Origin of the sequence: Pseudomonas sp. Sample_21, from assembly GCF_004307525.1 — a bacterium.
GTDB lineage: Bacteria > Pseudomonadota > Gammaproteobacteria > Pseudomonadales > Pseudomonadaceae > Aquipseudomonas > Aquipseudomonas atacamensis.
Genome location: NZ_RCNZ01000060.1, coordinates 39,560 through 65,127 on the forward strand (window position 1 = coordinate 39,560; position 25,568 = coordinate 65,127).

General features: G+C 61.2%; 18 protein-coding genes. 11 read left to right on the forward strand and 7 right to left on the reverse strand.

The window, feature by feature from the left end:
• Positions 1–107: 107 nt before the first annotated feature.
• The gene (locus tag D8U71_RS09935; RefSeq protein ID WP_007918375.1) at positions 108–872 is read right to left on the reverse strand and encodes a GntR family transcriptional regulator; all 765 of its coding nucleotides are present in this window, start codon (positions 870–872) and stop codon (positions 108–110) included.
• A gap of 358 nt (positions 873–1,230) precedes the next feature.
• Between D8U71_RS09935 and D8U71_RS09945 the strand changes: the two genes are divergently transcribed.
• Positions 1,231–2,421, forward strand: a complete 1,191-nt coding sequence (locus D8U71_RS09945) for a benzoate/H(+) symporter BenE family transporter (protein WP_125927611.1) — start codon at positions 1,231–1,233, stop codon at positions 2,419–2,421.
• A 243-nt stretch (positions 2,422–2,664) separates the two neighbouring features.
• Here D8U71_RS09945 and D8U71_RS09950 read toward each other — a convergent pair whose 3' ends face one another.
• Positions 2,665–3,009, reverse strand: a complete 345-nt coding sequence (locus D8U71_RS09950) for a YggL family protein (RefSeq protein WP_016773843.1) — start codon at positions 3,007–3,009, stop codon at positions 2,665–2,667.
• Between the two features lie 234 nt (positions 3,010–3,243).
• On the opposite strand from D8U71_RS09950, the gene dacB reads away from it, so the two are divergent.
• Positions 3,244–4,704 carry a D-alanyl-D-alanine carboxypeptidase/D-alanyl-D-alanine-endopeptidase gene (gene dacB / locus D8U71_RS09955; protein WP_039763007.1) on the forward strand — a complete coding sequence of 487 codons (1,461 nt, stop codon included), beginning with the start codon at positions 3,244–3,246 and terminating at the stop codon, positions 4,702–4,704.
• Between the two features lie 145 nt (positions 4,705–4,849).
• Here the strand turns inward: dacB and D8U71_RS09960 are convergent, their stop codons facing one another.
• Both D8U71_RS09960 and rlmKL read right to left on the reverse strand, forming a co-directional pair.
• Positions 4,850–7,234, reverse strand: coding sequence for a diguanylate cyclase (locus D8U71_RS09960; RefSeq protein WP_125927612.1), 2,385 nt, complete (start codon positions 7,232–7,234; stop codon positions 4,850–4,852).
• Between the two features lie 144 nt (positions 7,235–7,378).
• The gene (rlmKL, locus tag D8U71_RS09965) at positions 7,379–9,649 is read right to left on the reverse strand and encodes a bifunctional 23S rRNA (guanine(2069)-N(7))-methyltransferase RlmK/23S rRNA (guanine(2445)-N(2))-methyltransferase RlmL (RefSeq protein WP_130887695.1); all 2,271 of its coding nucleotides are present in this window, start codon (positions 9,647–9,649) and stop codon (positions 7,379–7,381) included.
• Positions 9,650–10,179: 530 nt separating this feature from the next.
• On the opposite strand from rlmKL, the gene D8U71_RS09970 reads away from it, so the two are divergent.
• Positions 10,180–10,395: a ribosome modulation factor gene (locus tag D8U71_RS09970; protein ID WP_003223300.1), complete on the forward strand. Its 216-nt coding sequence runs from the start codon at positions 10,180–10,182 to the stop codon at positions 10,393–10,395.
• 298 nt (positions 10,396–10,693) lie between these two features.
• Here D8U71_RS09970 and D8U71_RS09975 read toward each other — a convergent pair whose 3' ends face one another.
• Complete coding sequence (locus D8U71_RS09975; protein WP_071171588.1) at positions 10,694–11,713, reverse strand: quinone-dependent dihydroorotate dehydrogenase; 1,020 nt, start codon at positions 11,711–11,713, stop codon at positions 10,694–10,696.
• A 218-nt stretch (positions 11,714–11,931) separates the two neighbouring features.
• Between D8U71_RS09975 and D8U71_RS09980 the strand changes: the two genes are divergently transcribed.
• From D8U71_RS09980 to cobA, 8 genes are all read left to right on the forward strand, one after another.
• Positions 11,932–13,143, forward strand: coding sequence for a CmpA/NrtA family ABC transporter substrate-binding protein (locus D8U71_RS09980; RefSeq protein ID WP_110601336.1), 1,212 nt, complete (start codon positions 11,932–11,934; stop codon positions 13,141–13,143).
• 15 nt (positions 13,144–13,158) lie between these two features.
• Entirely contained in the window at positions 13,159–13,734 is a 576-nt protein-coding gene (locus tag D8U71_RS09985) for an ANTAR domain-containing protein (RefSeq protein WP_007916390.1), read from the forward strand.
• Positions 13,735–14,106: 372 nt separating this feature from the next.
• Positions 14,107–15,318: a nitrate/nitrite transporter gene (locus tag D8U71_RS09990; protein WP_016773839.1), complete on the forward strand. Its 1,212-nt coding sequence runs from the start codon at positions 14,107–14,109 to the stop codon at positions 15,316–15,318.
• A gap of 7 nt (positions 15,319–15,325) precedes the next feature.
• Positions 15,326–16,996 (forward strand): bifunctional protein-serine/threonine kinase/phosphatase, encoded by a 1,671-nt coding sequence (locus D8U71_RS09995; protein ID WP_130887696.1) that lies wholly within the window; start codon positions 15,326–15,328, stop codon positions 16,994–16,996.
• A gap of 415 nt (positions 16,997–17,411) precedes the next feature.
• Positions 17,412–19,865, forward strand: a complete 2,454-nt coding sequence (gene nirB / locus D8U71_RS10000; RefSeq protein ID WP_016773837.1) for a nitrite reductase large subunit NirB — start codon at positions 17,412–17,414, stop codon at positions 19,863–19,865.
• Entirely contained in the window at positions 19,862–20,179 is a 318-nt protein-coding gene (gene nirD, locus D8U71_RS10005) for a nitrite reductase small subunit NirD (protein WP_016773836.1), read from the forward strand. The genes nirB and nirD overlap by 4 nt, the downstream gene beginning before the upstream one ends.
• Positions 20,179–22,890: a nitrate reductase gene (locus D8U71_RS10010; protein WP_125927617.1), complete on the forward strand. Its 2,712-nt coding sequence runs from the start codon at positions 20,179–20,181 to the stop codon at positions 22,888–22,890. The genes nirD and D8U71_RS10010 overlap by 1 nt, the downstream gene beginning before the upstream one ends.
• Before the next feature lie 13 nt (positions 22,891–22,903).
• The gene (gene cobA / locus D8U71_RS10015; RefSeq protein WP_125927618.1) at positions 22,904–23,665 is read left to right on the forward strand and encodes a uroporphyrinogen-III C-methyltransferase; all 762 of its coding nucleotides are present in this window, start codon (positions 22,904–22,906) and stop codon (positions 23,663–23,665) included.
• A 102-nt stretch (positions 23,666–23,767) separates the two neighbouring features.
• Here cobA and D8U71_RS10020 read toward each other — a convergent pair whose 3' ends face one another.
• Both D8U71_RS10020 and sigX read right to left on the reverse strand, forming a co-directional pair.
• On the reverse strand, positions 23,768–24,802 hold the full coding sequence (locus D8U71_RS10020) for an OmpA family protein (protein WP_016773833.1): 1,035 nt from the start codon (positions 24,800–24,802) through the stop codon (positions 23,768–23,770).
• A gap of 107 nt (positions 24,803–24,909) precedes the next feature.
• Positions 24,910–25,500 carry an RNA polymerase sigma factor SigX gene (gene sigX / locus D8U71_RS10025; protein ID WP_016773832.1) on the reverse strand — a complete coding sequence of 197 codons (591 nt, stop codon included), beginning with the start codon at positions 25,498–25,500 and terminating at the stop codon, positions 24,910–24,912.
• Between the last annotated feature and the right edge of the window lie 68 nt (positions 25,501–25,568).

Sequence of the window (25,568 nt, forward strand, 5' to 3'; positions counted from 1 at the left end):
TTTTATTGCCTGTCAGATCGCCTTCGCGAGCAAGCTCGCTCCCACCTTTGAAATGCATTCCCCTGTGGGAGCGAGCCTGCTCGCGAAAGCCGCGACTCGGTTTCAGATCAGAGCTTGGCCGCTGGACGCCCCGGCTTCTTGGTCTGCAACAAATGCGAGAACACCGCATGCAGATCATCCGACGCGCCTTCCTCGTCGAGGTTGAGCTTGCTGTCGATGTGATCCATGTGATGCATCATCAGGTTCACCGCCAGTTCGCCGTCGCGCTTTTCAATGGCGTCGATCAACTGGGTGTGTTCGTCGTACGAACAATGCGAGCGGTTGCCGCTTTCGTACTGGGCGATGATCAGCGAGGTCTGCGACACCAGGCTGCGCTGGAAGCTGATCAACGGTGCGTTCATTGCCGCTTCCGCCAGCTTCAGGTGGAATTCACCCGACAGACGAATACCGGCACCACGATCGCCACGGGAGAAGCTGTCGCGCTCGTCGTTGACCATCTGCCGCAGTTCGGCGATCTGTTCGGCAGTGGCATGTTGCACCGCCAGTTCAGTGATCGCCCGCTCGACCAGACGCCGGGCGAGAAACACCTGACGCGCCTCTTCAACGCTCGGGCTGGCGACGACGGCGCCACGGTTCGGCCGCAACAGCACCACGCCTTCATGGGCCAGACGCGACAGTGCGCGGCGAATGATGGTGCGGCTCACCCCGAAGATTTCCCCCAGCGCTTCTTCGCTCAACTTGGTGCCGGGCGCCAGACGCTGTTCGAGGATGGCCTCGAAGATATGCGCGTAGACAATATCGTCCTGGGTTCCGCTGCGGCCGGCTTTGCCTGCTCGCGGTTGTTTCTTGAGGGGTTGCAACTGTTCGTTCATGGGCACTCGAGTCGGGAAAACTGCGGCGAATAGACCGTGACTGTAATACGGCACAGTAGGTCGCTGGCAAGTATCGCGTAAAAAACAGCGCGATTGTACACAATGAATGGTGGCAACACGACTGTACGGCTGTTTGCGCCTGCGGCTGTATTGCAACGCTGGGTTACGTTTGAGTTTAGGCTTGATCGCAGAATCCGCTGCATGACCGCAATCCCTCGTGGGAGCGAGCCTGCTCGCGAAAGCCATTCCACATTCACTATGAATGTTGACTGACCTACCGCTTTCGCGAGCAGGCTCGCTCCCACAGAGGTTCTGTGTTGTGGCGGACATCTCCATTGGTATAAGGAACACCGCCGTCATGACCGACGCCACCCACGCCCGCCTGCGCCCTCTCGCCGACACCTCGCCTTCCGCCATCGTCGCCGGTTTCATCGCGATGATGACCGGTTACACCAGTTCGCTGGTGCTGATGTTCCAGGCCGGGCAAGCGGCCGGCCTGAGCAGCGGGCAGATTTCCTCGTGGATCTGGGCGATTTCGATCGGCATGGCAGTGTGTTCGATCGGCCTGTCGCTGCGCTATCGCACACCGATCACCATCGCCTGGTCGACCCCCGGCGCGGCGTTGCTGATCACCAGCCTGGGCGGCGTCAGTTACGGCGAGGCGATCGGCGCCTACATCACGTGCGCGGTACTGGTGACGATCTGCGGCCTGACCGGCAGCTTTGAACGGCTGGTGAAAAAGATCCCGGCCTCTCTGGCGGCGGCCTTGCTGGCAGGGATCCTGTTCAAGATCGGCAGCGAAATCTTCGTCGCCGCGCAACACCGTACCGGTCTGGTGCTGGGGATGTTCTTCACTTATCTGCTGGTCAAGCGCCTGTCACCACGCTATGCGGTGCTTGCAGCGCTGCTCATTGGCACTGCGCTGTCGGGCTTCATGGGGCTGCTGGATTTCAGCGGCTTTCACCTGGAAGTGGCCACCCCGGTGTGGACCACGCCGCACTTCTCCCTGGCCGCGACCATCAGCATCGGCATTCCGCTGTTCGTGGTGGCGATGACCTCGCAGAACATGCCCGGCATCGCCGTGCTGCGCGCCGATGGCTACACCGTCCCGGCCTCGCCGCTGATCACCACCACCGGCATCGCCTCGCTGCTGCTGGCGCCGTTCGGCTCCCACGGCATCAACCTCGCGGCCATCAGCGCGGCGATCTGCACCGGCCCGCATGCCCATGAAGATCGCAACAAGCGTTACACCGCAGCGGTGTGGTGCGGGGTGTTCTACGGGATTGCCGGGGTGTTCGGCGCGACGTTGGCGGCATTGTTTGCGGCGTTGCCCAAGGAACTGGTGCTGTCGATTGCCGCCCTGGCGCTGTTCGGCTCGATCATCAATGGCTTGAGCATTGCCATGAGCGAGGTGAAGGAACGGGAAGCGGCGTTGATCACCTTTATGGTCACGGCGTCGGGGCTGACACTGTTTTCCATTGGTTCGGCGTTTTGGGGGATTGTGGCGGGGGTTTTGACGCTGGTGATTCTGAATTGGCGCAGAGCTTAAGATCAAAAGCCCCTCACCCTAACCCTCTCCCAAAGGGAGAGGGGACTGACCAAGGTGCTCGGAAAATATACGCCGACGAGGGATACCAAGTCGAACTCACATCCCGAAAAGCCCACAAATCGGCCCCCTCTCCCTCGGGAGAGGGCTGGGGTGAGGGGCGAATCCACCACCAAACCCAAGCCGTACCACCCAAACCCCAGACGAAAAAAAACGGCGACCCTCAGGTCGCCGTTTTTTTCAGTATCACTTGGCCGCGTTGATCGGCTTTTCCGGATACCACACGTCCAGCAGCGGGCTGACTTCGTACTTGGTCAGCTCGGAGCGGTTTTTCAGCCAGGCTTCAACGGCAGCGCGCTGCTCTTCGTTGACCGAGCCACGCTTCTGCAGGCACACCAGACCGAAGTCGTCGCCGCCAACATAACCCAGACCGTTGGCTTCCATGGCTTCTTTGATGAATGCTTCGAGGAAAGCGTCAATGGCTTCTTCGGACAAGTCTTCTTTGAAGTCCAGGTTCAGTTCGAAACCCAGCTCTTGAAATTCATCAACGCACAGTTTTTTGCGCAGACGCTGGGAACGGTTAGTCGCCATTGGAACAATCCTCTTAAGTAATAACGGCCGGCACTTTACCAGTTTAAGCCGGCGATTGCCCGACTCTCTGGTCGCTGCGGCCGACCGCCTGTAAAAAAATAAGCGATTGGCCGGGCCTGACACGGCACAAGCTGTTACAGCTTGGGGCATAATGCCGACACTTTCATGACCACTGAGGGCCTTTTCATCCATGTCCTCGTCTTTTTTCCCCTCTTTTGCAGGGTTTTATTGCATATGATCAAATCGTTGCGTCCACTGTTTCTCGCCGGCCTTCTTCTGCCTCTGGCCCTGCCTGTCTCCGCTGCCACCATCAACACTTCCCTCACCCCGAACGTCGAAAAAGCCCTCAAGGCCAGCAAGTTGCAGCCCACTGCGCTGTCGCTGGTGATGGTGCCGCTCGACGGTCCGGGCACGCCGACCGTGTTCAACGCCGACGTCTCGGTCAATCCGGCCTCTACGATGAAACTGGTCACCACTTACGCGGCGCTGGAAATGCTCGGCCCCAACCATCAGTGGAAAACCGAGTTCTACACCGATGGCGACCTGAGCGGCGGCATTCTCAACGGCAACCTCTACCTCAAGGGTGGCGGTGACCCGAAGCTGAACATGGAAAAACTCTGGCTGCTGATGCGCGACCTGCGCGCCAACGGCGTGACCCAGATCACCGGCGACCTGATCCTCGACCGCAACTTCTTCGTGCAGCCGCAATTGCCGGAATTCAACGATGACGGCAACGACGACAACAAGCCGTTCCTGGTCAAACCCGACTCGTTGCTGGTCAACCTCAAGGCCCTGCGCTTCGTCGCGCGCAATGACGGTGGCCGCGTACTGATTTCGGTTGAGCCGCCGATTGCCAGCATCCGCATCGAAAACACCGTCAAAGCCCTGCCGTCCAAGCAATGCACCGGCGGCGTGCGCTACAACCCGGTGCCGCAGGCCGATGGCAGCGTGACCGTGACCGTCGGCGGCCAGTTGGGCGAAGGCTGCAGCTCGCAGACTTACCTGTCGCTGCTCGACCATGCGACCTACACCGCCGGCGCCGTAAGGGCGATCTGGAAGGAACTGGGTGGCAGCATCCAGGGCAAGGATCGTCTGGCACCGACGCCGAGCAGCGCCAAACTGCTCGCCCGCGCGTACTCGCCGGATCTGGCCGAGATCATCCGCGACATCAACAAATACAGTAACAACACCATGGCCCAGCAGCTGTTCCTCAGCCTTGGCCAGCGTTTCCGCAACGATGCCGACGGTGATGACGCCCGGGCTGCGCAGCGCGTGGTGCGTCAGTGGCTGGCGAAGAAAGGCATCACCGCGCCGCATCTGGTGATGGAGAATGGCTCTGGTCTGTCGCGGGCCGAGCGGGTCAGCGCGCGTGAGATGGCCAACATGCTGCAAGCCGCCTGGCACAGCCCGTACGCCGCCGAGTACATCAGCTCGCTGCCGATTGCCGGCACCGACGGCACCATGCGCAAACGTCTCAAAACCACGGCGATGCGCGGCGAAGCCCACGTCAAGACCGGCACCCTGAACACCGTGCGCGCGATCGCCGGTTTCAGCCGTGATGTGAATGGCAATACCTGGGCAGTGGTAGCGATCCTCAACGACAAGGCCCCGTTCGGCGCCTCGTCGGTGCTCGATCAGGTGCTGCTGGATCTGTACAAACAGCCGAAACTGCCGCAGACCGCTTCGGTGCTGTAACCCAATCCAAGCCACACCACAAAACCCTGTGGGAGCTGGCTTGCCAGCGATAGCGGACTGTCAGTCACCGAATATGCTGACTGGAATAACCCTATCGCTGGCAAGCCAGCTCCCACAGGCTTGTGGTGTATCGAGCATCAGCGGCTCAGCTCATCTCCCGCTCAACCCGATCCCGGCCATTCTGCTTCGCCGCGTAGACCCCTGAGTCGGCGCGCAGCAACAATGCATCTGCGCCCTCCCCCGGGCGCCAGCTGGCGATGCCGAAACTCGCGGTGACCAAGCCGACCACGTCCACCGGTGCGCTACGCAAACCCTCCCACAACTCCATCGCCAGCATGTAGGCGTGTTCACCGTCGATATCCGGGCACAGCACCATGAACTCTTCACCGCCCAAACGGCAGAACACGTCGGTGCGGCGCAGGCGATGGCCAATCCGCTCGCAGACTGCCTGCAGCACGCGGTCGCCGACGGCGTGGCCGAACTGATCGTTGATGCGTTTGAAGTGGTCGATGTCGAGCATGATCACCGACAACTCACCGCCGCCACGCTCGACCCGGGCCATTTCGGTGGTCAGGCGTTCCTGGAAATAGCGGCGGTTGTGAATGCCGGTCAGCGAGTCGGTGATCGACAACGCGCGCAATTCTTCTTCCACGCGCTTGAGATCGGAGATATCCGAGATATAACCGTGCCACAGCACCCCGCCGCCCGGCAGCTCTTCCGGTGTCGCCTCGCCGCGCACCCAGCGCAGACCGCGCTCGGGCAATTGCACGCGGTACTCTTCGCGCCAAGGGCTGAGGTTTTCCGCCGATTCGCGGATCGAGCTGCGCACGCGAATCGCATCCTGCGGGTGGATACGACTGAAGATCGCCTCGGAGTCGAGCAGCAGCACATCCGGCTCCAGCTCGTAGATTTCGCGGATGCCATCGCTGGCGTAGATCACGCTGAAGCGTCCGTCGAATTCCATCTTGAATTGGTAGATGCCACCGGGAACATGGGCGCTGAGCTTCTTCAGCAATGTGTCGCGTGCTGCCAGCACCTCGTGCACTCGCTTGCGTTCGGTGATGTCGATGCAGATCGCCAGATGACCGACCCACAGGCCTTGTTCGTCAAGCACCGGGGTGGCGAGCATGTTCACCGGCAGATGACTGCCGTCGCTGCGCACCAGCGTCCACTCGCGCGCTTCATGGCCGCCGACTTCGCCGCCCTCGACCAGCATCGCGTGGCAAGTCGGAATGCTTTTGCCGTAGCGCGCACTCAACTCGGCCGAACGCGCCGCCAGCTCGCGAGGCAAATGCAGATTCTCCAGGGTCATGCGCCCAACGACTTCGGCGCTGCTGTAGCCGAGCATTTGCTCGGCGCCGGGGTTGAAGGTGTTGATCACGCCGCGCAGGTCGGTGGCAATGATCGCGACCTGAGTGGCGGCATTCAGCACGCCGCGCAGTTGACCGTGGGTGCCGCGCAATTCCTGCTCGCGCTCGTGCAACTCCTGCGTGCGCACCTCGACCAGGCGCACCGCGCGCTGGCGCTGGCTGACCAGCACGTAAAGCAAGGCGCTGAGCAGTGCGCTGAGCAAGCCGCCAAGAATGATCACGCTGCCCACCGACGAATGGTTGGCCTGCATGAAGGCGTAGCTTGGCAGGATATCGACCTGATAGTCGTGATCGGCCATGCGCAGCAAACGCGTCGCCGCCAGATCGCCGGGCACCGCTTCGTTGCTCGATTCGAACAGCGCCTCGTGCTGATCCTGGGTCGACAGGTCGAGAATGCGCACCGACAGATAATCGTGCAGGGCATCGGGCAGTCCGTCGGCGAGCAACTGGCGCATGCTGATCACCGCCATCACATAGCCGAACGGCTGCGACTCTCCAGCGCGACTGACCGGCGCCAGCAGCAGCACACCACGCGCATACGACGGCTCGATCCCGACCAGATGCATCGGTTGCGACACCGCCATGCTGCCGAACTGGTCGGCGCGTTGCAGGGTTTCGCGGCGCAAGGGTTGGGCGAGCAAGTCGTAACCCAGCGGCGGCGCCAGTCGGCTCTGGGTTTGCGTGTAGAGCACCGGCACGTATTCGTCGCGCGGCGGCGCCAGTTGCAATTCGCCTTTGGCGTCCAGTTCGCGAATGGTGAATTCGCTCAGGCCTTCATCACGTACCTGCTGTTCAAAGGCGGCCCGTTCGGCACCGCTGACTCGCGGCGCGTAAGTGTAGGCTTGGGTGCGCAGCAATAACGGTCGAGAGTAACCATCGAATTCAGCGCGGGACACCGATTCGGAGTTGGCGAAGAACCGCCGCAGACTATCGAGACGTTGCTCCTGGTCCTGAAAACGTTCGGCGATGCGGCTGTAGCGTTCGTTGGCCAGCAGTTGGAAACGCTGACGCGATTGTTGCTGAAACTGGTTGAAGGTGCCCCATGCGAGCAGCCCGGTGAGAATCCCGCCGGCAAGCAACACCAGCAAAGCGACCAGCCAGGCTGAGACGTCTTCACTGATGAAACCGAGGATTTTCGGGCGCACGGGGTGCAACGGCATAAGCACGACTCACTCCGCCAGATTTGCGGGAAAACCCCATTGGCGGTGTGTGAGTTATAGCTATTAGCCACTAATTTAGCTAGCACCGCTGGATCCACCGAGCCGTTAAAAATCAACGCTCTGTGGATCCAACCAGTGAAAGCGTCAACGAGCCGTGATTTTCCAGGCGCGGTGGATCTTGGTATTGCGGGCGAAATCCGGATCAATGGTCTGCGCACTGATTTCCTCGACCGCATAACGCTCGGCGAGGTTTTCCTCCAACTGGAACTTGCGGAAGTTGTTGGAGAAATACAGCACGCCACCCGGTGCCAGCCGCGCCATCGCCAAGTCGATCAACTGCACCTGATCGCGCTGCACATCGAAGATGCCTTCCATGCGCTTGGAGTTGGAGAACGTCGGCGGGTCGATGAAGATCAGGTCGTATTCGTCACGGCTGCTTTCCAGCCACGCCATCACATCGCCCTGCTCCAGACGGTTCTTGTCCGAGAAGCCGTTCAGCGACAGGTTGCGACGCGCCCAGTCCAGATAGGTTTTCGACAGATCGACGCTGGTGGTGCTGCGCGCGCCGCCCTTGGCCGCGTGCACGCTGGCGGTCGCGGTGTAGCAGAACAGATTGAGGAAGCGTTTGCCGCCCGCTTCTTTCTGGATACGCATGCGCATCGGCCGGTGATCGAGGAACAGGCCGGTGTCGAGGTAGTCGGTGAGGTTGACCAGCAACTTCACGCCACCTTCATTGACCTCGACGAACTTGCCCTGCGCCGCCTGACGCTCGTACTGCTTGGTGCCGCTCTGCCGCTCGCGGCGCTTGACCACCACGCGGTTCTTGTCGACGTTCAACGCCTGCGGAATGGCCGCCAGCGCATCGAACATGCGCGCCGAGGCTTTTTCCGGGTCGATGGATTTCGGCGCGGCGTATTCCTGAACGTGCACCCAGTCGTGGTACAGGTCGATGGCCATCGCGTATTCCGGCATGTCGGCATCATAGACGCGGTAGCAATCGATGCCTTCGCGCTTGACCCACTTGCCCATCGCCTTGAGATTTTTCTGCAAGCGATTGGCAAACATCTGCCCGCCTTCACTCAAGCGCGGCTGCTCGACCACTGGCGCCGGGGCTGGCGTCGGCTTGATCGGGTTGCCGTTCTTGTTGAACTTGCGCTCTTGCGGCTCGTCCGGGGTCTGATCGTAAGCCGCTTGCTCGCGCTCGGCCTGACGCTGTTCCGGGGTGCGACGTTCGCCAGTGACGAACTGATCCGGCAGAACCTTGATCAGCAGCAGTTTGCACGGCAGCGCGCCGTTCCAGAACGAATACTGTTTATGGCTGCGGATACCCATGCGCTTGCCCAGATCCGGGGCGCCGGTGAACACCGCCGCTTCCCAGTTCAGGCAGGCCTGACGCAGACGCTCGCCCAGATTCTGGTAGAGATACAGCAGGCTGGCTTCGTCACCGAGACGCTCGCCGTACGGCGGGTTGCAGATCACCAGGCCTTTCTGGTTCTGGTCCGGGCGCGGCTCGAAGGTCGCCACTTCGCCCTGGTAGATCTTGATCCACTCGCTGAGGCCGGCGCGCTCAACGTTGTTGCGGCCTGGCTGAATCAATCGTGGATCGGCTTCATAACCACGAATCCACAGCGGCGGTTTGGCCAGACCGGCGGCGGCACGCTCGACGGCTTCTTCATGGAGTTTTTTCCACAGTGCCGGCACGTGACCGAGCCACGCGGTAAAGCCCCACTGCTCGCGACGCAGGTTCGGCGCCATGTCGGCGGCAATCATCCCGGCTTCGACGAGGAACGTACCGACACCGCACATCGGGTCAGCCAGCGCGCCGCCTTCGGCAGCAATACGCGGCCAGCCGGAACGGATGAGGATTGCCGCCGCGAGGTTTTCCTTCAGCGGCGCCGCGCCCTGCTGCAAGCGATAGCCGCGCTGGTGCAGGCTGTGGCCGGACAGGTCGAGGGACAGAATCGCTTCGCCGCGATCCAGACGCAGGTGGATACGCAGGTCCGGGTTGAGTTTGTCGATGGATGGACGATCGCCCTGCGGCGTGCGCAGTTTGTCGACGATGGCATCTTTGACTTTCAGCGCGCCGAAGTGGGTGTTGTCGATACCCGAGCCGTGGCCGCTGAATTCGACGGCCAGGGTGCCGTCGCTGAGCATGTGATCCTGCCAGTCGATGTCGAGCACGCCGTGGTAGAGGTCTTCGGCGTCCTTCATCGGGAAACGCTTGAGCACCAGCAACACGCGGTTGGCCAGACGCGACCAGAGGCACAGGCGATAGGCGGTTTCCATGGTCGCCATGCCACGCACGGCGGAGGTGTGCTCGCGCGCTTCTTCAAGGCCAAGCCCGACGGCTTCCTCGATGAGCAGGCCTTCAAGGCCTTTGGGGCAAGTGAGGAAGAGTTCGAAACGATCGGACATGGTAATTCCAGAGCCTTTGGCTAGTGGGCCGGCAACGCATTGCCGACCCGGTTTTCAATCAGGCGCTTTTCTGAAAGAGCGCCCGCGTGGCACGAAGGTGTGCCGTTCCATCCCCGCTGCTCGGGTTAAAAGAGCTTAGATGCCGGGACAGATAAAAAAGTTGGTGCAACAAAAAGACTGAAAGCGACCCTTCGTCGAATATTACCCAAGCGCAAACGTGGGTCATTCTCACTAAAGGATTAACCCCCTGAGTCAGCGGGGCGCCGATCATACCGGGGTTTGCGCATTGAACGTTGAATAAATACGCGGTTACTTATCGCCATAGCATCCTTTACGTTACGTGCTTATGACAAAACGATCATTCCCTCGGTGTGACTCATTGGTTAGAACTGAGCACAGGTTGACGTCGCAACGGCGTCAACACCTTGGCTCGCCACGCCGGCAGCGAGCCGCACGATGGCAGGTTTTTTCTGCCCGACCTCAATTGAGGTCAACGCGACACTACAGTCAACAAGTGAGGGAAACACCCTATGAGAAGACTTAAGCGTGATCCGTTGGAAAGAGCATTTTTGCGCGGATATCAATATGGCGTTGGTGGCAAATCCCGTGAGCTTTGCCCATTTACTCTACCGTCGGTACGTCAAGCCTGGATCAACGGCTGGCGAGAAGGACGCGGCGACAACTGGGACGGTATGACCGGCACTGCGGGAATCCACAGACTCAACGAACTTCACGCCGTCGGCTGACACAGGGCATTTATTCCGACACGACAATCTGAATTTGCAATGAATTAACCACGCACGTCCTTCCCGGACGGCGGGCTACGGCCCAGGGGCTCCTTCGAGGAGCCCTTTTTAATGCCTGCAAAAAGGGTTAACCGGGTTCCACGTGGCGAGGGGATTTATCCCCGCTCGGCTGCGCAGCAGTCGCGAAGTCGGAATTTCAATTTAACTGGCATATCAATGTGCAAGGTTTGGGGCTGCTGGGCAGCCCAGCGGGGATAAATCCCCTCGCCACAAAGGCCCCCCAACGCCTCGGCAATCCTCAGCGCAACGCGGCGATCGCATCCACCGATTCACGAATCAGCGCCGGGCCTTTGTAGATGAAGCCCGAATAGATCTGCACCAGGCTCGCGCCAGCAGTGATTTTCTCCGCCGCGTGTTTGCCCTCGGTAATCCCGCCCGCGGCAATGATCGGCAAGCGTCCGGCCAATTCGCCCGCCAGCACTTTCACGGTATGGGTGCTCTTCTCACGCACTGGCGCGCCGGACAGACCGCCCGCCTCGTCGCCATGCTCCATGCCTTCAACACCGACACGGCTCAAAGTCGTATTGGTGGCGATGACCGCGTCCATGCCGGTTTCGATCAATGCCTGGGCAACCTGCGCAGTCTCTTCGTCGGTCATGTCCGGCGCGATCTTGATCGCCAGCGGCACATGCTTGCCGTGACGCAGGGCCAGTTCGGCGCGACGAGTGGCCAGATCCGCGAGCAATTGCTTGAGCGAGTCACCGAACTGCAGGCTGCGCAGGCCCGGGGTGTTTGGCGAGCTGACGTTGACGGTGACGTAGCTGGCGTGGGCGTAAACCTTGTCCAGGCAGATCAGGTAATCGTCGACCGCACGCTCGACGGGAGTGTCGAAGTTCTTGCCGATATTGATGCCCAGCACGCCCTGGTATTTTGCCGCAGCGACCCGCGCCAGCAGGTTATCCACACCGAGGTTGTTGAAACCCATGCGGTTGATGATCGCCTCGGCTTCCGGCAGGCGGAAGATCCGTGGTTTCGGGTTACCCGGTTGTGGGCGCGGGGTCACGGTGCCGATTTCGACAAAACCGAAACCCAATTGTGCAAAGCCGTCGATGGCCGCGCCGTTCTTGTCCAGACCTGCCGCCAGCCCCACCGGGTTCGGGAACTCCAGCCCCATGACGGTCACCGGCATTTTCGCCGGCGCCTTGCACAGCAAGCCGTTGAGGCCCAAACGTCCACCCGCGCCGATCAGATCCAGCGACAGATCGTGGGAGGTTTCCGGGGAAAGTTTGAACAACAGCTGACGGGCCAGGGTGTACATGGGCGGCAATGACTCGGGCGGCGAAAAGAGGCGGCGATTATAGCCGGGCATCGTCCCCCGGCGCGAGGCGCCTGCGCGAATCAGGCGACTGGCATATGCCTTGCACCACCCCGCTCATCAGTCTGCCGACCAATGACGGCGCGCAGGCCAGGACAATGGCGTCGTCCCCGGGTTTTGCCTGCGCAGAATCCGGGACGACGTTTTTTTTGAGGTAGCGTATGAACGAAACGTCCTTGGGGCCTCTGGCCTGGGTCAATGGCAGCGATGCGCCGGAAAAGAGCGCGATCAATCTCGGCTTCATGGCGCTGAGCGACTGCGCCTCGGTGGTGGTCGCCGCCACCCAGGGCTTCGCCCAGCCCTACGGCCTGACCCTGAACCTCAAGCGTCAGGCGTCATGGGCCAACCTGCGCGACAAACTGGTCAGCGGCGAACTGGATGCCGCGCACAGCCTGTACGGACTGATTTACGCGGTGCACCTGGGCATCGGCGGCGTCGCCCCGACCGACATGGCAGTGCTGATGGGTCTGAACCAGAATGGCCAGAGCCTGAACCTGTCCCATGGTTTGCAACAGGCTGGCGTGAACAGTCCTGAAGCGCTCGATCGGCACGTGCACCAAAGCCGCGCAAAACTGACCTTCGCCCAGACCTTTCCCACCGGCACCCATGCGATGTGGCTTTATTACTGGCTGGCGAGCCAGGGCATTCATCCGTTGCAGGACGTCGACAGCGTGGTCGTGCCGCCGCCGCAAATGGTCGCGCACCTGCAAGCCGGGCGCATCGACGGTTTTTGCGTCGGCGAACCGTGGGCGGCCAGCGCCGTGCAGCAGGATCTCGGCTTCACCCTGGCGACCAGCCAAAGCATCTGGCCCGACCACCCGGAAAAAGTCCTCGGCTGCACCCGCGAATTCGTCGAGCAATATCCCAACACCGCGCGGGCGCTGGTCATGGCCATTCTTGAGGCCAGTCGCTTCATCGAAGAAAGCCCGGAAAACCGCCGCAGCACCGCGCAATTGCTCAGCGCCACCGAATACCTCGACACCCCCGCCGCGTGCATCGAGCCGCGTTTTATGGGTGACTACGCCGATGGCCTCGGTAATCGCTGGCAGGATCCGCATGCGCTGCGTTTTCATGGCGATGGCGAGGTCAATCTGCCCTACCTTTCCGACGGCATGTGGTTCATGACCCAGTTCCGTCGCTGGGGTCTGTTGCGCGAGGATCCGGATTATCTGGCCGTCGCCCGCCAGGTTCAGCGTCTGGATCTGTATCGCGAGGCAGCGAGCGCTGTCGGTATTGCGGCTTCGCACGCCGACCTGCGCAGCAGCCAGTTGCTCGACGGCAAGGTCTGGGACGGCAGCGATCCGGCGGGCTATGCGCGCAGTTTCAAACTGCATGCCCTGAACGACACCGCCCCCCTTCTCGCCCAGCGCTGACAGGAGACCGCGAACATGTTGCGCATTCTGCTGATCAACGACACCGCGAAAAAAGTCGGACGCCTGAAAGCGGCGCTGACCGAGGCCGGCTTCGAGGTAATCGACGAGTCCGGCCTGACCATCGACCTGCCGGCGCGCGTCGAAACGGTGCGCCCGGACGTGATCCTGATCGATACCGAGTCACCGAGCCGCGATGTCATGGAGCAAGTGGTGCTGGTCAGCCGCGACCAGCCCCGGCCGATCGTGATGTTTACCGACGAACATGACCCGGGGGTGATGCGTCAGGCGATCAAGTCCGGGGTCAGTGCCTACATCGTCGAAGGCATTCACGCACAACGGTTGCAGCCGATTCTCGATGTGGCGATGGCGCGCTTCGAGAGTGACCAGGCTTTGCGCGCGCAATTGCAGGCCCGTGACCAGCAACTGGCCGAGCGCAAGCGCATTGAGCTGGCCAAGGGTTTATTGATGAAGATGAAGGATTGCAACGAGGAAGAGGCCTATACGCTGATGCGCCGCCAGGCGATGAGCCGCCAGCAGAAGCTGATTCAGGTGGCGGAGCAGATCATTGCCATGAGTGAGTTGCTGGGCTGAAATTTTCGCTGCAAATCAAGAGCCCCTCACCCTAGCCCTCTCCCGGATATGGATTCACTCGAAATCGTTCAGATCGGCAAATGATTCGGCCATCCCCCGCTCGGTTCCCTCTCCCTCTGGGAGAGGGCTAGGGTGAGGGGCTTTTGCTTTTCAGCTGTTGGCACAAATCTCGCTAAGTAAACCGCACAGGTAACCAACGGCGGTTGCCCCACCTACGACAAAGACGTCGCTCACCCCGTTCGCCCCCCCGGCGAATCAGGTAGCGGCGTTTTTGCGTTTTGGCCCCACAGAGCGGGGCCGGTGGTGCGGCCGTGAGGCGCTCCACCTGCTGTGCATGACTCCTTTCGAGACTCTTTTCAGCCGAGGTGCGCGATGAATTCAAGCTTCTGGAAATCCGGCCATACCCCGACCCTGTTCGCGGCCTTCCTGTATTTCGACCTGAGCTTCATGGTCTGGTACCTGCTCGGCCCGCTGGCGGTGCAGATTGCCGCCGACCTGCACCTGACCACCCAGCAGCGGGGCCTTGTGGTCGCCACGCCGATTCTCGCCGGCGCGGTGTTGCGCTTCGCCATGGGCATGCTCGCCGATCGCTTGTCGCCCAAGACCGCCGGGCTGATCGGCCAGGTCATCGTCATCTGCGCGCTGTTCGGCGCCTGGAAACTGGGTATCCACAGTTATGAACAGGCGCTGATCCTCGGCCTGTTCCTCGGCATGGCCGGCGCGTCGTTCGCCGTAGCCCTGCCGCTGGCCTCGCAATGGTATCCACCAGAACATCAGGGCAAAGCCATGGGCATCGCCGGCGCCGGCAACTCCGGCACCGTGTTCGCCGCGCTGCTGGCGCCAGTGATTGCCGCCGCGTTCGGCTGGAGCAATGTCTTCGGGTTTGCCCTGATCCCGCTGGTCCTGACTTTGGTGCTATTCGCCCTGTTGGCAAAAAACGCCCCGCAGCGGCCAAAGCCGAAAGCCATGGCCGACTACTTCAAGGCCCTCGGTGATCGCGACAGTTGGTGGTTCATGTTTTTCTACAGCGTCACCTTCGGCGGTTTCATCGGCCTGGCGAGTGCCCTGCCCGGTTACTTTAACGATCAATACGGTCTGAGCCCGGTAACCGCCGGCTACTACACCGCTGCCTGCGTGTTCGGCGGCAGCCTGATGCGGCCGTTGGGTGGCGCGCTGGCCGATCGCTTCGGCGGCATCCGCACTTTGCTGGCGATGTACACCGTCGCTGCCATCTGCATCGCAGCGGTGGGCTTCAATCTGCCAAGTTCCTACGCGGCGCTGGCGCTTTTCGTCTGCACCATGCTCGGCTTGGGCGCCGGCAACGGTGCGGTTTTCCAACTGGTGCCGCAGCGTTTTCGTCTGGAGATCGGCGTGATGACCGGGCTGATCGGCATGGCCGGCGGTATCGGCGGCTTCGCCCTCGCGGCCGGCATGGGCGCGATCAAGCAAAGCACCGGCAGTTATCAACTGGCGCTGTGGTTGTTCGCCAGCCTCGGCGTGCTGGCATGGTTTGGCCTGCACGGCGTCAAGCGTCGCTGGAGAACCACCTGGGGTTCGGCGGCGGTGACGGCGGCGCGGGTCTGAGGCTCGAATGGCCCTGCAACTGAGCTTCGCCGAAGCCAGCGCCACCGGCCCGCGCGCGGAGAATCAGGACGCCCTGCGTTCGGTGACACCGGCGCCGGCACTGGCGGTGAGCAAGGGTTATCTGTTCGCCATCGCCGACGGCGTCAGCCAGTGCGCCGATGGCGGCCTCGCCGCGCGTTCGACCTTGCAGGCGCTGGCGCTGGACTACTACGCGACGCCGGAAACCTGGAGCGTGGCCCAGGCGCTGGATCGCCTGTTGCTCGCGCAAAATAGCTGGCTGCAGGCCAACGGCGGCGGGCAACCGCTGCTGACCACAGTCAGCGCGATGGTGATGCGCGGTCGACGCTTCACCCTTGCCCACGTCGGCGATTGCCGGGTCTATCGCTGGCACGCCGAGCGCTTGCAGCGCATCAGCGAGGATCACGTCTGGGAGCAACCGGGCATGCAACACGTGCTCAAGCGTGCGCTCGGGCTCGATCAGCATCTGGTCCTGGATTTCCTCGACGGCGAACTGCGTGAGGGCGAAAGCTTCGTGCTGCTCAGCGACGGCGTCTGGTCGACCCTGGGCGATACCGCGATCGCGGCAATTCTGCGCGATCAAGTGGATCTGCCCAGCGCGGCGCAAACCTTGGTCAACGCCGCGCATATGGCCGGCAGTCAGGACAACGCCAGTGCCCTGCTGGTGCGCGTCGATGCGCTGGGCGAAGCGAGCATCGGCGATGCGCTGGTGCAATTGCAGCAATGGCCACTGCCGCCAACGCTGAAACCCGGGCAAGCGTTTGAAGGCTGGCAGGTGCAAGGCATCATCGGCCAGAGCCAGCAATCATTGCTGTATCGCGTGCTCGATAGTCAGGGCCAGCCTTGGCTGTTGAAGACCTTGCCGACGCGCCTGGCCGACGATCCGCAAGCCGGGCAGGCGCTGCTGTCGGAAGAATGGTTCCTCAAGCGCGTGGCCGGCCGGCATTTTCCGCAAATCCATGCCTGCACTCAGCGTCAACATTTGTATTACGTCATGCGCGAATACGCCGGGACGACGCTGGCCGACGTGTTTCAACACAGCGGCCCGTTGCCTTTGGCGCAGTGGCAGGACATCGCCGAGCGGCTGTTGCGCGCGGTCGGGCTGCTGCATCGACGGCAGATTCTGCACCGCGACATCAAACCGGAAAACCTGCTGCTGGGGGATGACGGCGAGCTGCGCCTGCTGGATTTCGGTCTGGCTTACTGCCCCGGGCTGTCGGAGGACGCGCCGGCGACCCTGCCGGGAACGCCTAGTTTCATCGCCCCGGAAGCGTTTCGCGGCGAACCACCGAGTGCACAACAGGATTTGTATTCTGTCGGTGTCACTCTCTATTACCTGCTCACCGGGCATTTCCCCTATGGCGAGATCGAAGCGTTTCAGCGGCCCCGATTCGGCGTGCCGGTGAGTGCCAGTCGCTATCGCCCGGACTTGCCGGAATGGCTGGCGCAAAGTCTGGAACGCGGCGTCGCCGCCGATCCGCAGCAACGCTTCGAAACCGCTGAAGAGTGGCTGCTGGTGCTGGAACAGGGTGAGCGGCAAAGTTTGAGTGTGCGGTCCCGGCCTTTACTCGAGCGGGAGCCGTTGAAGGTCTGGCGGACCATGGCGTTGGTGGCGTTGCTGGGGAATGTGGTGCTGCTGGTTTTGTTGTTTCACAGTTAAACCGCGCCGCGCCATTCGCGAGCAAGCTCGCTCCCACAGGGATTTGTGAACACCACAGCCCCCTGTGGGAGCGAGCTTGCTCGCGAAGGCGGCAGCCCAATCACCACAACTCTATGTGCCTGAACGCTCCACGAACGGGCAACCCGCTTCGATTCGGTGCAAAAAATCAACGCTATAACCGCGCCTAACCAATAAAACCGCGCTTCGCGTAGTTGGCACAACCACTGCATTACCCTTTTCACCATACATAAAGCCCATCCTTCAACGACGAAGGCTGCGCTTCCCGAGAGAACGGGACCAGGACAAAGGCGTCCTCGCTAGGCAACTAGCGGGACGCCTTTTTTTGTTTGCGCAAAATTTGTCGAGCAAGGCCCGACGGCCCACCAGAGGCCAGCCGCAGCTCCCGGAGAACCTGATGAAAAAACTCAAACTGGTGATGATCGGCAATGGCATGGCCGGGGTGCGTACCCTGGAAGAACTGCTCAAGCTGAGCGACGAGCTCTACGACATCACCGTCTTCGGCGCCGAACCGCACACCAACTACAACCGCATCCTGCTGTCGCCGGTGCTGGCCGGTGAGCAGACTTTCGAAGAGATCGTCCTCAACGACCTCGACTGGTACCTGGAAAACAACATCAAGCTGCTGCTCAACCGCAAAGTGGTGGAGATCGACCGGGTCAAACGCCGAGTGATTGCCGAGGACGGCACCGAAGCCGAGTACGATCGCCTGCTGATCGCCACCGGCTCGACCCCGTTCATCCTGCCAATCCCCGGCAACACTTTGCAGGGCGTGATCGGTTACCGCGACATCGCCGACACCCAGGCCATGATCGACACCGCCAGGACCCACAAGCACGCCGTAGTCATCGGCGGCGGCCTGCTCGGCCTCGAAGCGGCCAATGGCCTGATGCTGCGCGGCATGCACGTGACCGTGGTGCACCTCGGCGAATGGCTGCTGGAGCGGCAACTGGACAAGACCAGCGGCCAGCTTCTGCAATCGGCGCTGGAATCCCGTGGCCTGCACTTTCGCCTGTGCGAACAGACCCAAGCCCTGCACGATGCCGGCAATGGCCGGGTCGGCTCGGTGCAGTTCAAGAACGGCGACATCATTCCTGCCGATCTGGTGGTGATGGCCGCCGGCATCCGCCCCAACACCGAACTGGCAGAAAAGGCCGGCATTCCGTGCAATCGCGGGATTCTGGTCAACGACACCCTGCAAACCTACGACCCGCGCATCTACGCAATCGGCGAATGCGCCAGTCATCGCGGCATCGCCTACGGCCTCGTTGCGCCGCTGTTCGAACAAGCCAAGGTCTGCGCCAATCACCTCGCGCAACTGGGTTTCGCTCGCTATCAGGGCTCGGTGACTTCGACCAAATTGAAAGTCACCGGCATCGACCTGTTTTCCGCCGGCGACTTCATGGGCGGCGAAGGCACCGAGACCATCACCCTCTCCGACCCGATCGGCGGCGTGTACAAAAAACTGGTGATCAAGGATGACGTGCTGGTCGGCGCCTGTCTGTACGGCGATACGGCAGATGGCGGTTGGTATTTCCGGCAGATTCGTGAGAATCACGCCATAGGCGAGATCCGCGATCACCTCATGTTCGGCGAAAACGCTTTAGGCGACGTAGGACATCAGGGCCAGGACAAAGCCATGGTCATGGCCGACAGCGCCGAAGTCTGCGGCTGCAACGGTGTGTGCAAGGGCACCATCGTCAAGGCGATTCAGGAACACGGCCTGTTCAGCGTCGATGAAGTGAAGAAACACACCAAGGCGGCCAGCTCCTGCGGTTCCTGCGCCGGCCTTGTTGAACAGATCCTGATCAATACGGTGGGTGGCGCGGCCGACGTCAAACCGAAAAGCGAAAAAGCCATCTGCGGTTGCAGCGATCTCAACCACGGGCAGATTCGTCAGGCGATCCGTCAGGAACACCTGCTGACCATCGCCGAGACCATGAGTTACCTGAACTGGCGCACGCCCAATGGCTGCGCGACCTGTCGCCCGGCGCTCAACTACTACCTGATTTCCACCTGGCCGGGCGAGGCCAAGGACGACCCGCAATCGCGTCTGATCAACGAACGCGCCCACGCCAACATCCAGAAGGACGGCACCTATTCGGTGGTGCCGCGCATGTGGGGCGGCGTGACCAACCCATCGGAACTGCGCCGAATCGCCGATGTGGCCGACAAGTACAACGTGCCGATGGTCAAGGTCACCGGCGGTCAGCGCATCGACTTGCTGGGGATCAAGAAACAGGATCTGCCCGGCGTCTGGAAAGACCTCGACATGCCGTCCGGCCACGCCTACGGCAAATCCATCCGCACCGTGAAAACCTGTGTCGGCAGCGAGTTCTGCCGCTTCGGCACACAGAACTCGACGCAACTGGGCATCGAACTCGAGCACGACCTGTTCAACATGTGGTCGCCGCACAAAGTGAAGCTGGCCGTGTCCGGTTGCCCACGCAACTGCTCGGAAGCGGGCATCAAGGACGTAGGAATTATCGGCGTCGACTCCGGCTGGGAGATGTACATCGGTGGCAACGGCGGGATCAAGACCGAGGTCGCCGAGTTCTTCGTCAAGCTCAAGACTGCCGAAGAAGTCCGTGAATACAACGGCGCGTTTCTGCAGCTCTACCGCGAAGAAGCCTTCTACCTCGAACGCACCGTGCATTACCTGCAACGGGTCGGCATGGAGCACATCAAGAAGAACGTGCTCGAAGACGCCGAGCGGCGCAAGGCCCTGAATGAGCGCCTGCAATTCTCCCTGTCGTTCGAACAGGACCCATGGAAAGAACGCCTGGCGCAGCCGCAACTGAAGAAAGAATTCGACGTGATCCCCGTGAAAAACCTGGAGGTGCCGGCATGAACTGGCTCGATATCTGTGCGCTGGAAGAGATCAACGCCCTCGGTTCGCGGATCATTGCCGGGCCGAAAGGAGACATCGCGATTTTTCGCACAAGCGACGACGAGGTTTTCGCCCTCGATGACCGCTGCCCGCACAAGGGCGGGCCGCTGTCGCAAGGCCTGATCTATGGCAAGCGCGTGGCCTGCCCGCTGCACAACTGGCAGATCGACCTGGAAACCGGCGAAGCTCAGGCGCCAGACATCGGCTGTGCCCATCACCATCCGGCGCGGGTCGAGAATGGCCGGGTGCAACTGGCCCTGCGGGACGCCATCTGATGAACCGCCAGACGACCGCCTCGACCTGCTGTTACTGCGGGGTCGGCTGCGGCGTACTGATCGAGCATGACGGCGAGCGCATCCTCGGCGTCAGCGGCGATCCGGCGCACCCGGCCAACTTCGGCAAACTGTGCAGCAAAGGCTCGACGCTGCACCTGACCGGCGACCTCGCCGCCCGCGCCTTGTACCCGGAACTGCGCCTGGGCAAAGGCCTGGCGCGCAGCCGTACTGACTGGGATACCGCCCTCGACCACGCGACCAACGTGTTTGCCGAAACCATCGCCGAACACGGCCCGGACAGCGTGGCGTTCTACATCTCCGGGCAGTTGCTCACCGAGGACTACTACGCCTTCAACAAACTGGCGCGGGCGCTGGTCGGCACCAACAACATCGACAGCAATTCGCGGCTGTGCATGTCTTCGGCGGTGGTCGGCTACAAACGCAGCCTCGGCGCCGACGCGCCGCCGTGCAGTTACGAAGACCTGGAGCTCAGCGACTGCGTGATGATCGTCGGCAGTAACATGGCCTACGCCCATCCGGTACTTTTCCGTCGACTGGAGGAAGCCAAATCCCGTCGCCCGCAGATGAAAGTCATCGTGATCGACCCGCGTCGCACCGACACCTGCGATTTGGCTGACCTGCATCTGGCGATTCTTCCGGGCACCGATGTCGCCCTGTTCCATGGGATTTTGCATCTGCTGCTGTGGGAAGACTGGGTCGATCGCGATTTCATCAAGGTGCACACCGAAGGCCTCGCCGAACTTAAAACGCTGGTCCGCGATTACACCCCGCAGATGGTTTCGCAACTGTGCGGCATCAGCATCGAGCAACTGCAGCAATGCGCAGAATGGGTCGGCACTGCGCCGAGCTTCCTGTCGCTGTGGTGCATGGGCCTGAATCAGTCCACCGCCGGCAGCGCAAAGAACAGCGCGCTGATCAATCTGCACTTGGCCACAGGGCAAATCGGCCGGCCCGGTGCAGGACCTTTCTCCCTCACCGGTCAGCCAAATGCGATGGGCGGGCGGGAAACCGGCAGTCTGTCCAATCTGCTGCCGGGTCACCGCGATGCCGCCAACCCGGAGCATCGCGCCGAGGTGGCGGCGTATTGGGGCGTGGATAGCTTGCCCGAGGCGCCGGGCCTGAGCGCCATCGAACTGTTCGAAAACCTGCGCAGCGGCAAAATCAAAGCGCTGTGGATTGCCTGTACCAATCCGGCGCAATCGATGCCTGATCAGAGCGCAGTCCGCGCAGCGCTTGAGGCCTGCCCTTTTGTGGTATTGCAGGAAGCCTTTCGCACCACCGAAACCGCAGCGTTTGCCGACCTGCTGTTACCCGCCGCCAGTTGGGGCGAGAAAGAAGGTTCGGTGACCAACTCCGAGCGGCGCATTTCCCACGTGCGCAAAGCGGTTGTCGCACCGGGCGAAGCGCGGCCGGACTGGGCAATCACGGTGGATTTCGCACAGCGTCTGGAGAAACGTCTGCGCCCCAAGCAGCCAAGCCTGTTCGCTTTCGATCAACCTTCGCAGTTGTTTGATGAATTCAAAGCGCTGACCCGTGGGCGAGACCTGGATCTGTCCGGGATCAGTCATGCCTTGATCGACGAGCTAGGCCCGCAGCAATGGCCCTTCCCTGCCGGCGCCCGCCAAGGCACGCCACGCTTGTACGGCGACGGCATTTTCCCTACAGCCAATGGCCGCGCGCAGTTCATTGCCGACCCGTACCGCGCCGCCAAGGAACAACGCGACGCGCGCTTCCCGCTGACTTTGATCACCGGTCGCCTGCGTGACCAGTGGCACGGCATGAGCCGCACCGGCACCGCCGCGCAATTGTTCGGCCACGTCAGCGAAGCCGTGCTGAGCCTGCACCCTGACGAAATGCGCCGGCACCGCTTGCAGCCCGGTGATCTGGTCAATCTGAAAAGCCGCCGTGGCGCAGTGATTGTTGCGGTCGGCAGCGACGACAGCGTGCGTCCGGGCCAGGCGTTCCTGCCGATGCACTGGGGCGATCGCTATCTCAAGGGCGGCGTCAACACGCTGACCTTGCCGGCGTTTGATCCGCTGTCCAGGCAACCGGAGCTCAAGCACAGCGGCGTGCGTCTGGAGGCAGTCAATCTGCCGTGGCAACTGTTCGCCTTGATTGAGGGTGATGTTCAACGGCATTTCGAGACGCTACGACCGCTGTGCGAGGCGTTTTCCTACGTCAGCCTCAGCCTTGTCGGTCGTGAGCGGCCAGCGCTGCTGATACGCGCTGCACACGGCCAGGCGCCGGATCCACAGCTGCTGGGCGAGATCGACCAGTGCCTGTCACTGCTGGATGGCCCGGTTCTAGCCTATGACGATCCGCGTCGCGCCATTGGCAAGCGCGTGCGCATCGAAAACGGCCGTATCACCGCCATTCGCCTGGCCGGCGAAACCCTTGCGCAACACTGGTTGCAGAGCCTGTGGCTGGAGGGCCGCGCCGACCAACAACTGCGGCGCTGGCTGCTCGCGCCGATGAGCGCGCCGCCGGGCACTGTCGGAGCGATCGCCACCGACAAGACCTTGTGCAATTGCGAAAACGTCAGCCTCAACGCAGTCTGCGCCGGCATTCGCCAGGGCCTGGATCTGCAAGGCCTGAAAAACAATCTCCGATGCGGTACGCAATGCGGTTCCTGCGTGCCGGAAATCAAGCGTCTGCTGGCTGCCGAAGCGCGGCCGGTCGCGGTCATTTAACGAGGACAACACCATGAATGCGAAAGTCTGGCTGGTGGGCGCAGGCCCTGGCGATCCGGAGTTGCTGACGCTCAAAGCGGTGCGCGCATTGCGCGAGGCCGATGTGGTGATGATCGATGATCTGGTAAACGACGCGGTGCTGGAGCACTGCCCGGCTGCGCGGGTGATCCCGGTGGGCAAACGCGGCGGCTGCCGTTCGACCCCGCAGGCATTCATTCATCGCCTAATGCTGCGTTACGCACTCCAGGGCAAATGCGTGGTGCGCCTGAAGGGCGGCGATCCGTGCATTTTCGGCCGCGGTGGCGAAGAAGCGCAGTGGTTGCGCGAGCGCGGGGTTGAAGTGGAACTGGTCAATGGCATCACCGCTGGGCTGGCCGGGGCGACCCAGTGCGATATTCCGCTGACGTTGCGGGGCGTGGCGCGCGGAGTAACGTTGGTGACTGCGCATACCCAGGATGACAGCCAGTTGAACTGGCAGGCGCTGGCGCAAGGCGGGACGACGCTGGTGGTTTACATGGGCGTGGCCAAGCTGGGCGAGATTCGTGATCATCTGCTGGCCGGAGGGATGGCGGCGGATACGCCGGTGGCGATGATCGAAAACGCCTCTTTGGCGCATCAGCGTGAATGTCGCAGTGATTTGACTGCGATGGCTGAGGATGCCTCGGCGTTTGAATTGAAAAGCCCGGCGATTCTGGTGATTGGTGCGGTGGCTGCTGTCGTGGAAGAGCAAAAGATCGCAGCCTTCGGCAGCTCCTACAGGACACATATGATCTGAATGTAGGAGCTGCCGCAGGCTGCGATCTTTCAAGATTCGAAGCCAAATCGCAGACAAAGAAAAGCCCGGCCTGAGCCGGGCTTTTCCATCAGCGGCAGCTAATTACTTAGCTTGAGCTTCAACCTGCGCTTCTACGCGACGGTTTACAGCGCGGCCAGCGTCAGTTTTGTTGTCAGCAACTGGGCGGGATTCGCCGTAGCCAACAGACTGAACGCGGGACGATTCAACACCGTACTGGTTGGTCAGAACTTGCTTAACGGCGTTTGCACGACGCTCGGACAGTTTCTGGTTGTAAGCGTCAGGACCGACGGAGTCAGTGTGACCTTCAACAGTAGTGGTGGTGGATGGGTACTGCTTCATGAAGTCAGCCAGGTTCTTGATGTCGCCGTAGCTGTTTGGCTTGACTACCGACTTGTCGAAGTCGAATTTCACGTCCAGCTCAACACGAACAACTTCAGCAACTGCTGGGCAGCCATCAGCGTCAACGGTTACGTTGGCTGGGGTGTCCGGGCACTTGTCAACGTTGTCGCAAACGCCATCGTTGTCGCTGTCGGAGCAGACTTCAGCAGGTGCTGGAACTGGAGCAGCAGCTGGCTTGGAGCCGCCACCGAAGTTCACACCGATACCGACGCTAGGAGCCCACTCGGTGTCGCCCTGGTCGATGTTGTACTGAGCTTCAACGCCGGCACGGGCGTAGAAGTTCTCGGTGAAGTACAGCTTGGCACCGCCGCCAACGTTGGCGAAGGTGGAACGGTTACGACCGTTCGAACCGTTCTGGTCGATGCTCTGGTCAGAGAAACCGGCCGAAACGTATGGACGAATCATGTCGCCTGGGTTGTTGAAGTGGTACAGAGCGTCCAGAGCGGTGTTAGCGCCTTTGACGTTCTTGCCATCGTCGGCACGTACGTTGTGCACTTCGTCGTAGCCCAGACGCAGTTCAACGTCGTCGGTCAGGAAGTAACCGATCGAACCGCCGAACAGGTTGCCGTTGTTCTTGAAGTTACGAGCGCTGTCGAATTGTTCTTTCTTAGCGAAGCCTTCGATTTCAACTGCGCCTTGGCCTTGTGCCAGAGCGCCGAACGAAGTGGCGGCAATCAGAGAACCAATGGCCAAGCCCAAGGTGTTTTTCAGTTTCATCCGTTAAATCCCCATCTGGTGATTGTGAAGCAGTCCCGCAAACCGGGGGACAACTCGGCGGCAAGTCTATCAGAACTTGCCTACACGTAAGAGATATTTGCGCTGAACTAAGTTTCAGCAATGCCTGCAAATTTCTCACGCAATTTATCTAGAGCGCGTTTGTAACGCATTTTTGTCGCACTCAAACCCATGTGCATGATGTCTGCGATCTCCTGAAACTCCAGCTCTGCGACAAATCGTAGCACCAGAATTTCGCGGTCAATCGGATTCACATACACCAGCCAGCGATCAAGCCCACCCTTCTCCTCCGGCTTCGGCGCCTTTTCTTCAGACGCTTCCTCAAGAGGGTCCAGACTGAGAGCGTCCATCAAGCGACGCTTACGCCGTTCCTTCCGATACTGCGTGATGCATTCGTTGTAAGTGATGCTGTAAAGCCAGGTTTTGAACTTCGATTTCCCCTCGAAGTTCTTCAGGCCGTACAGCACCTTCAGCATCACTTCCTGACAGACATCGTCTGCGTCGCGATCGTTCCCAAGATATCTCGCGCAGACGTTAAATAATGTTCGCTGGTAACGCCGCATCAACTCTTCGTAGGCGCGCGTTACGTGAAACAGCTCGGTATGCGAGCGCGCGACCAACTCCTCATCAGAGAGCTCGCGGGGGTCGTAGCGCGTGGATAGCGGTTGGGCTTTATTCAAAACAAGTCGTGCCGACAGTCAGGTCAATGTCCGCCACAACCAGCCTCGGCTGGCATTTTGCGGCGGCA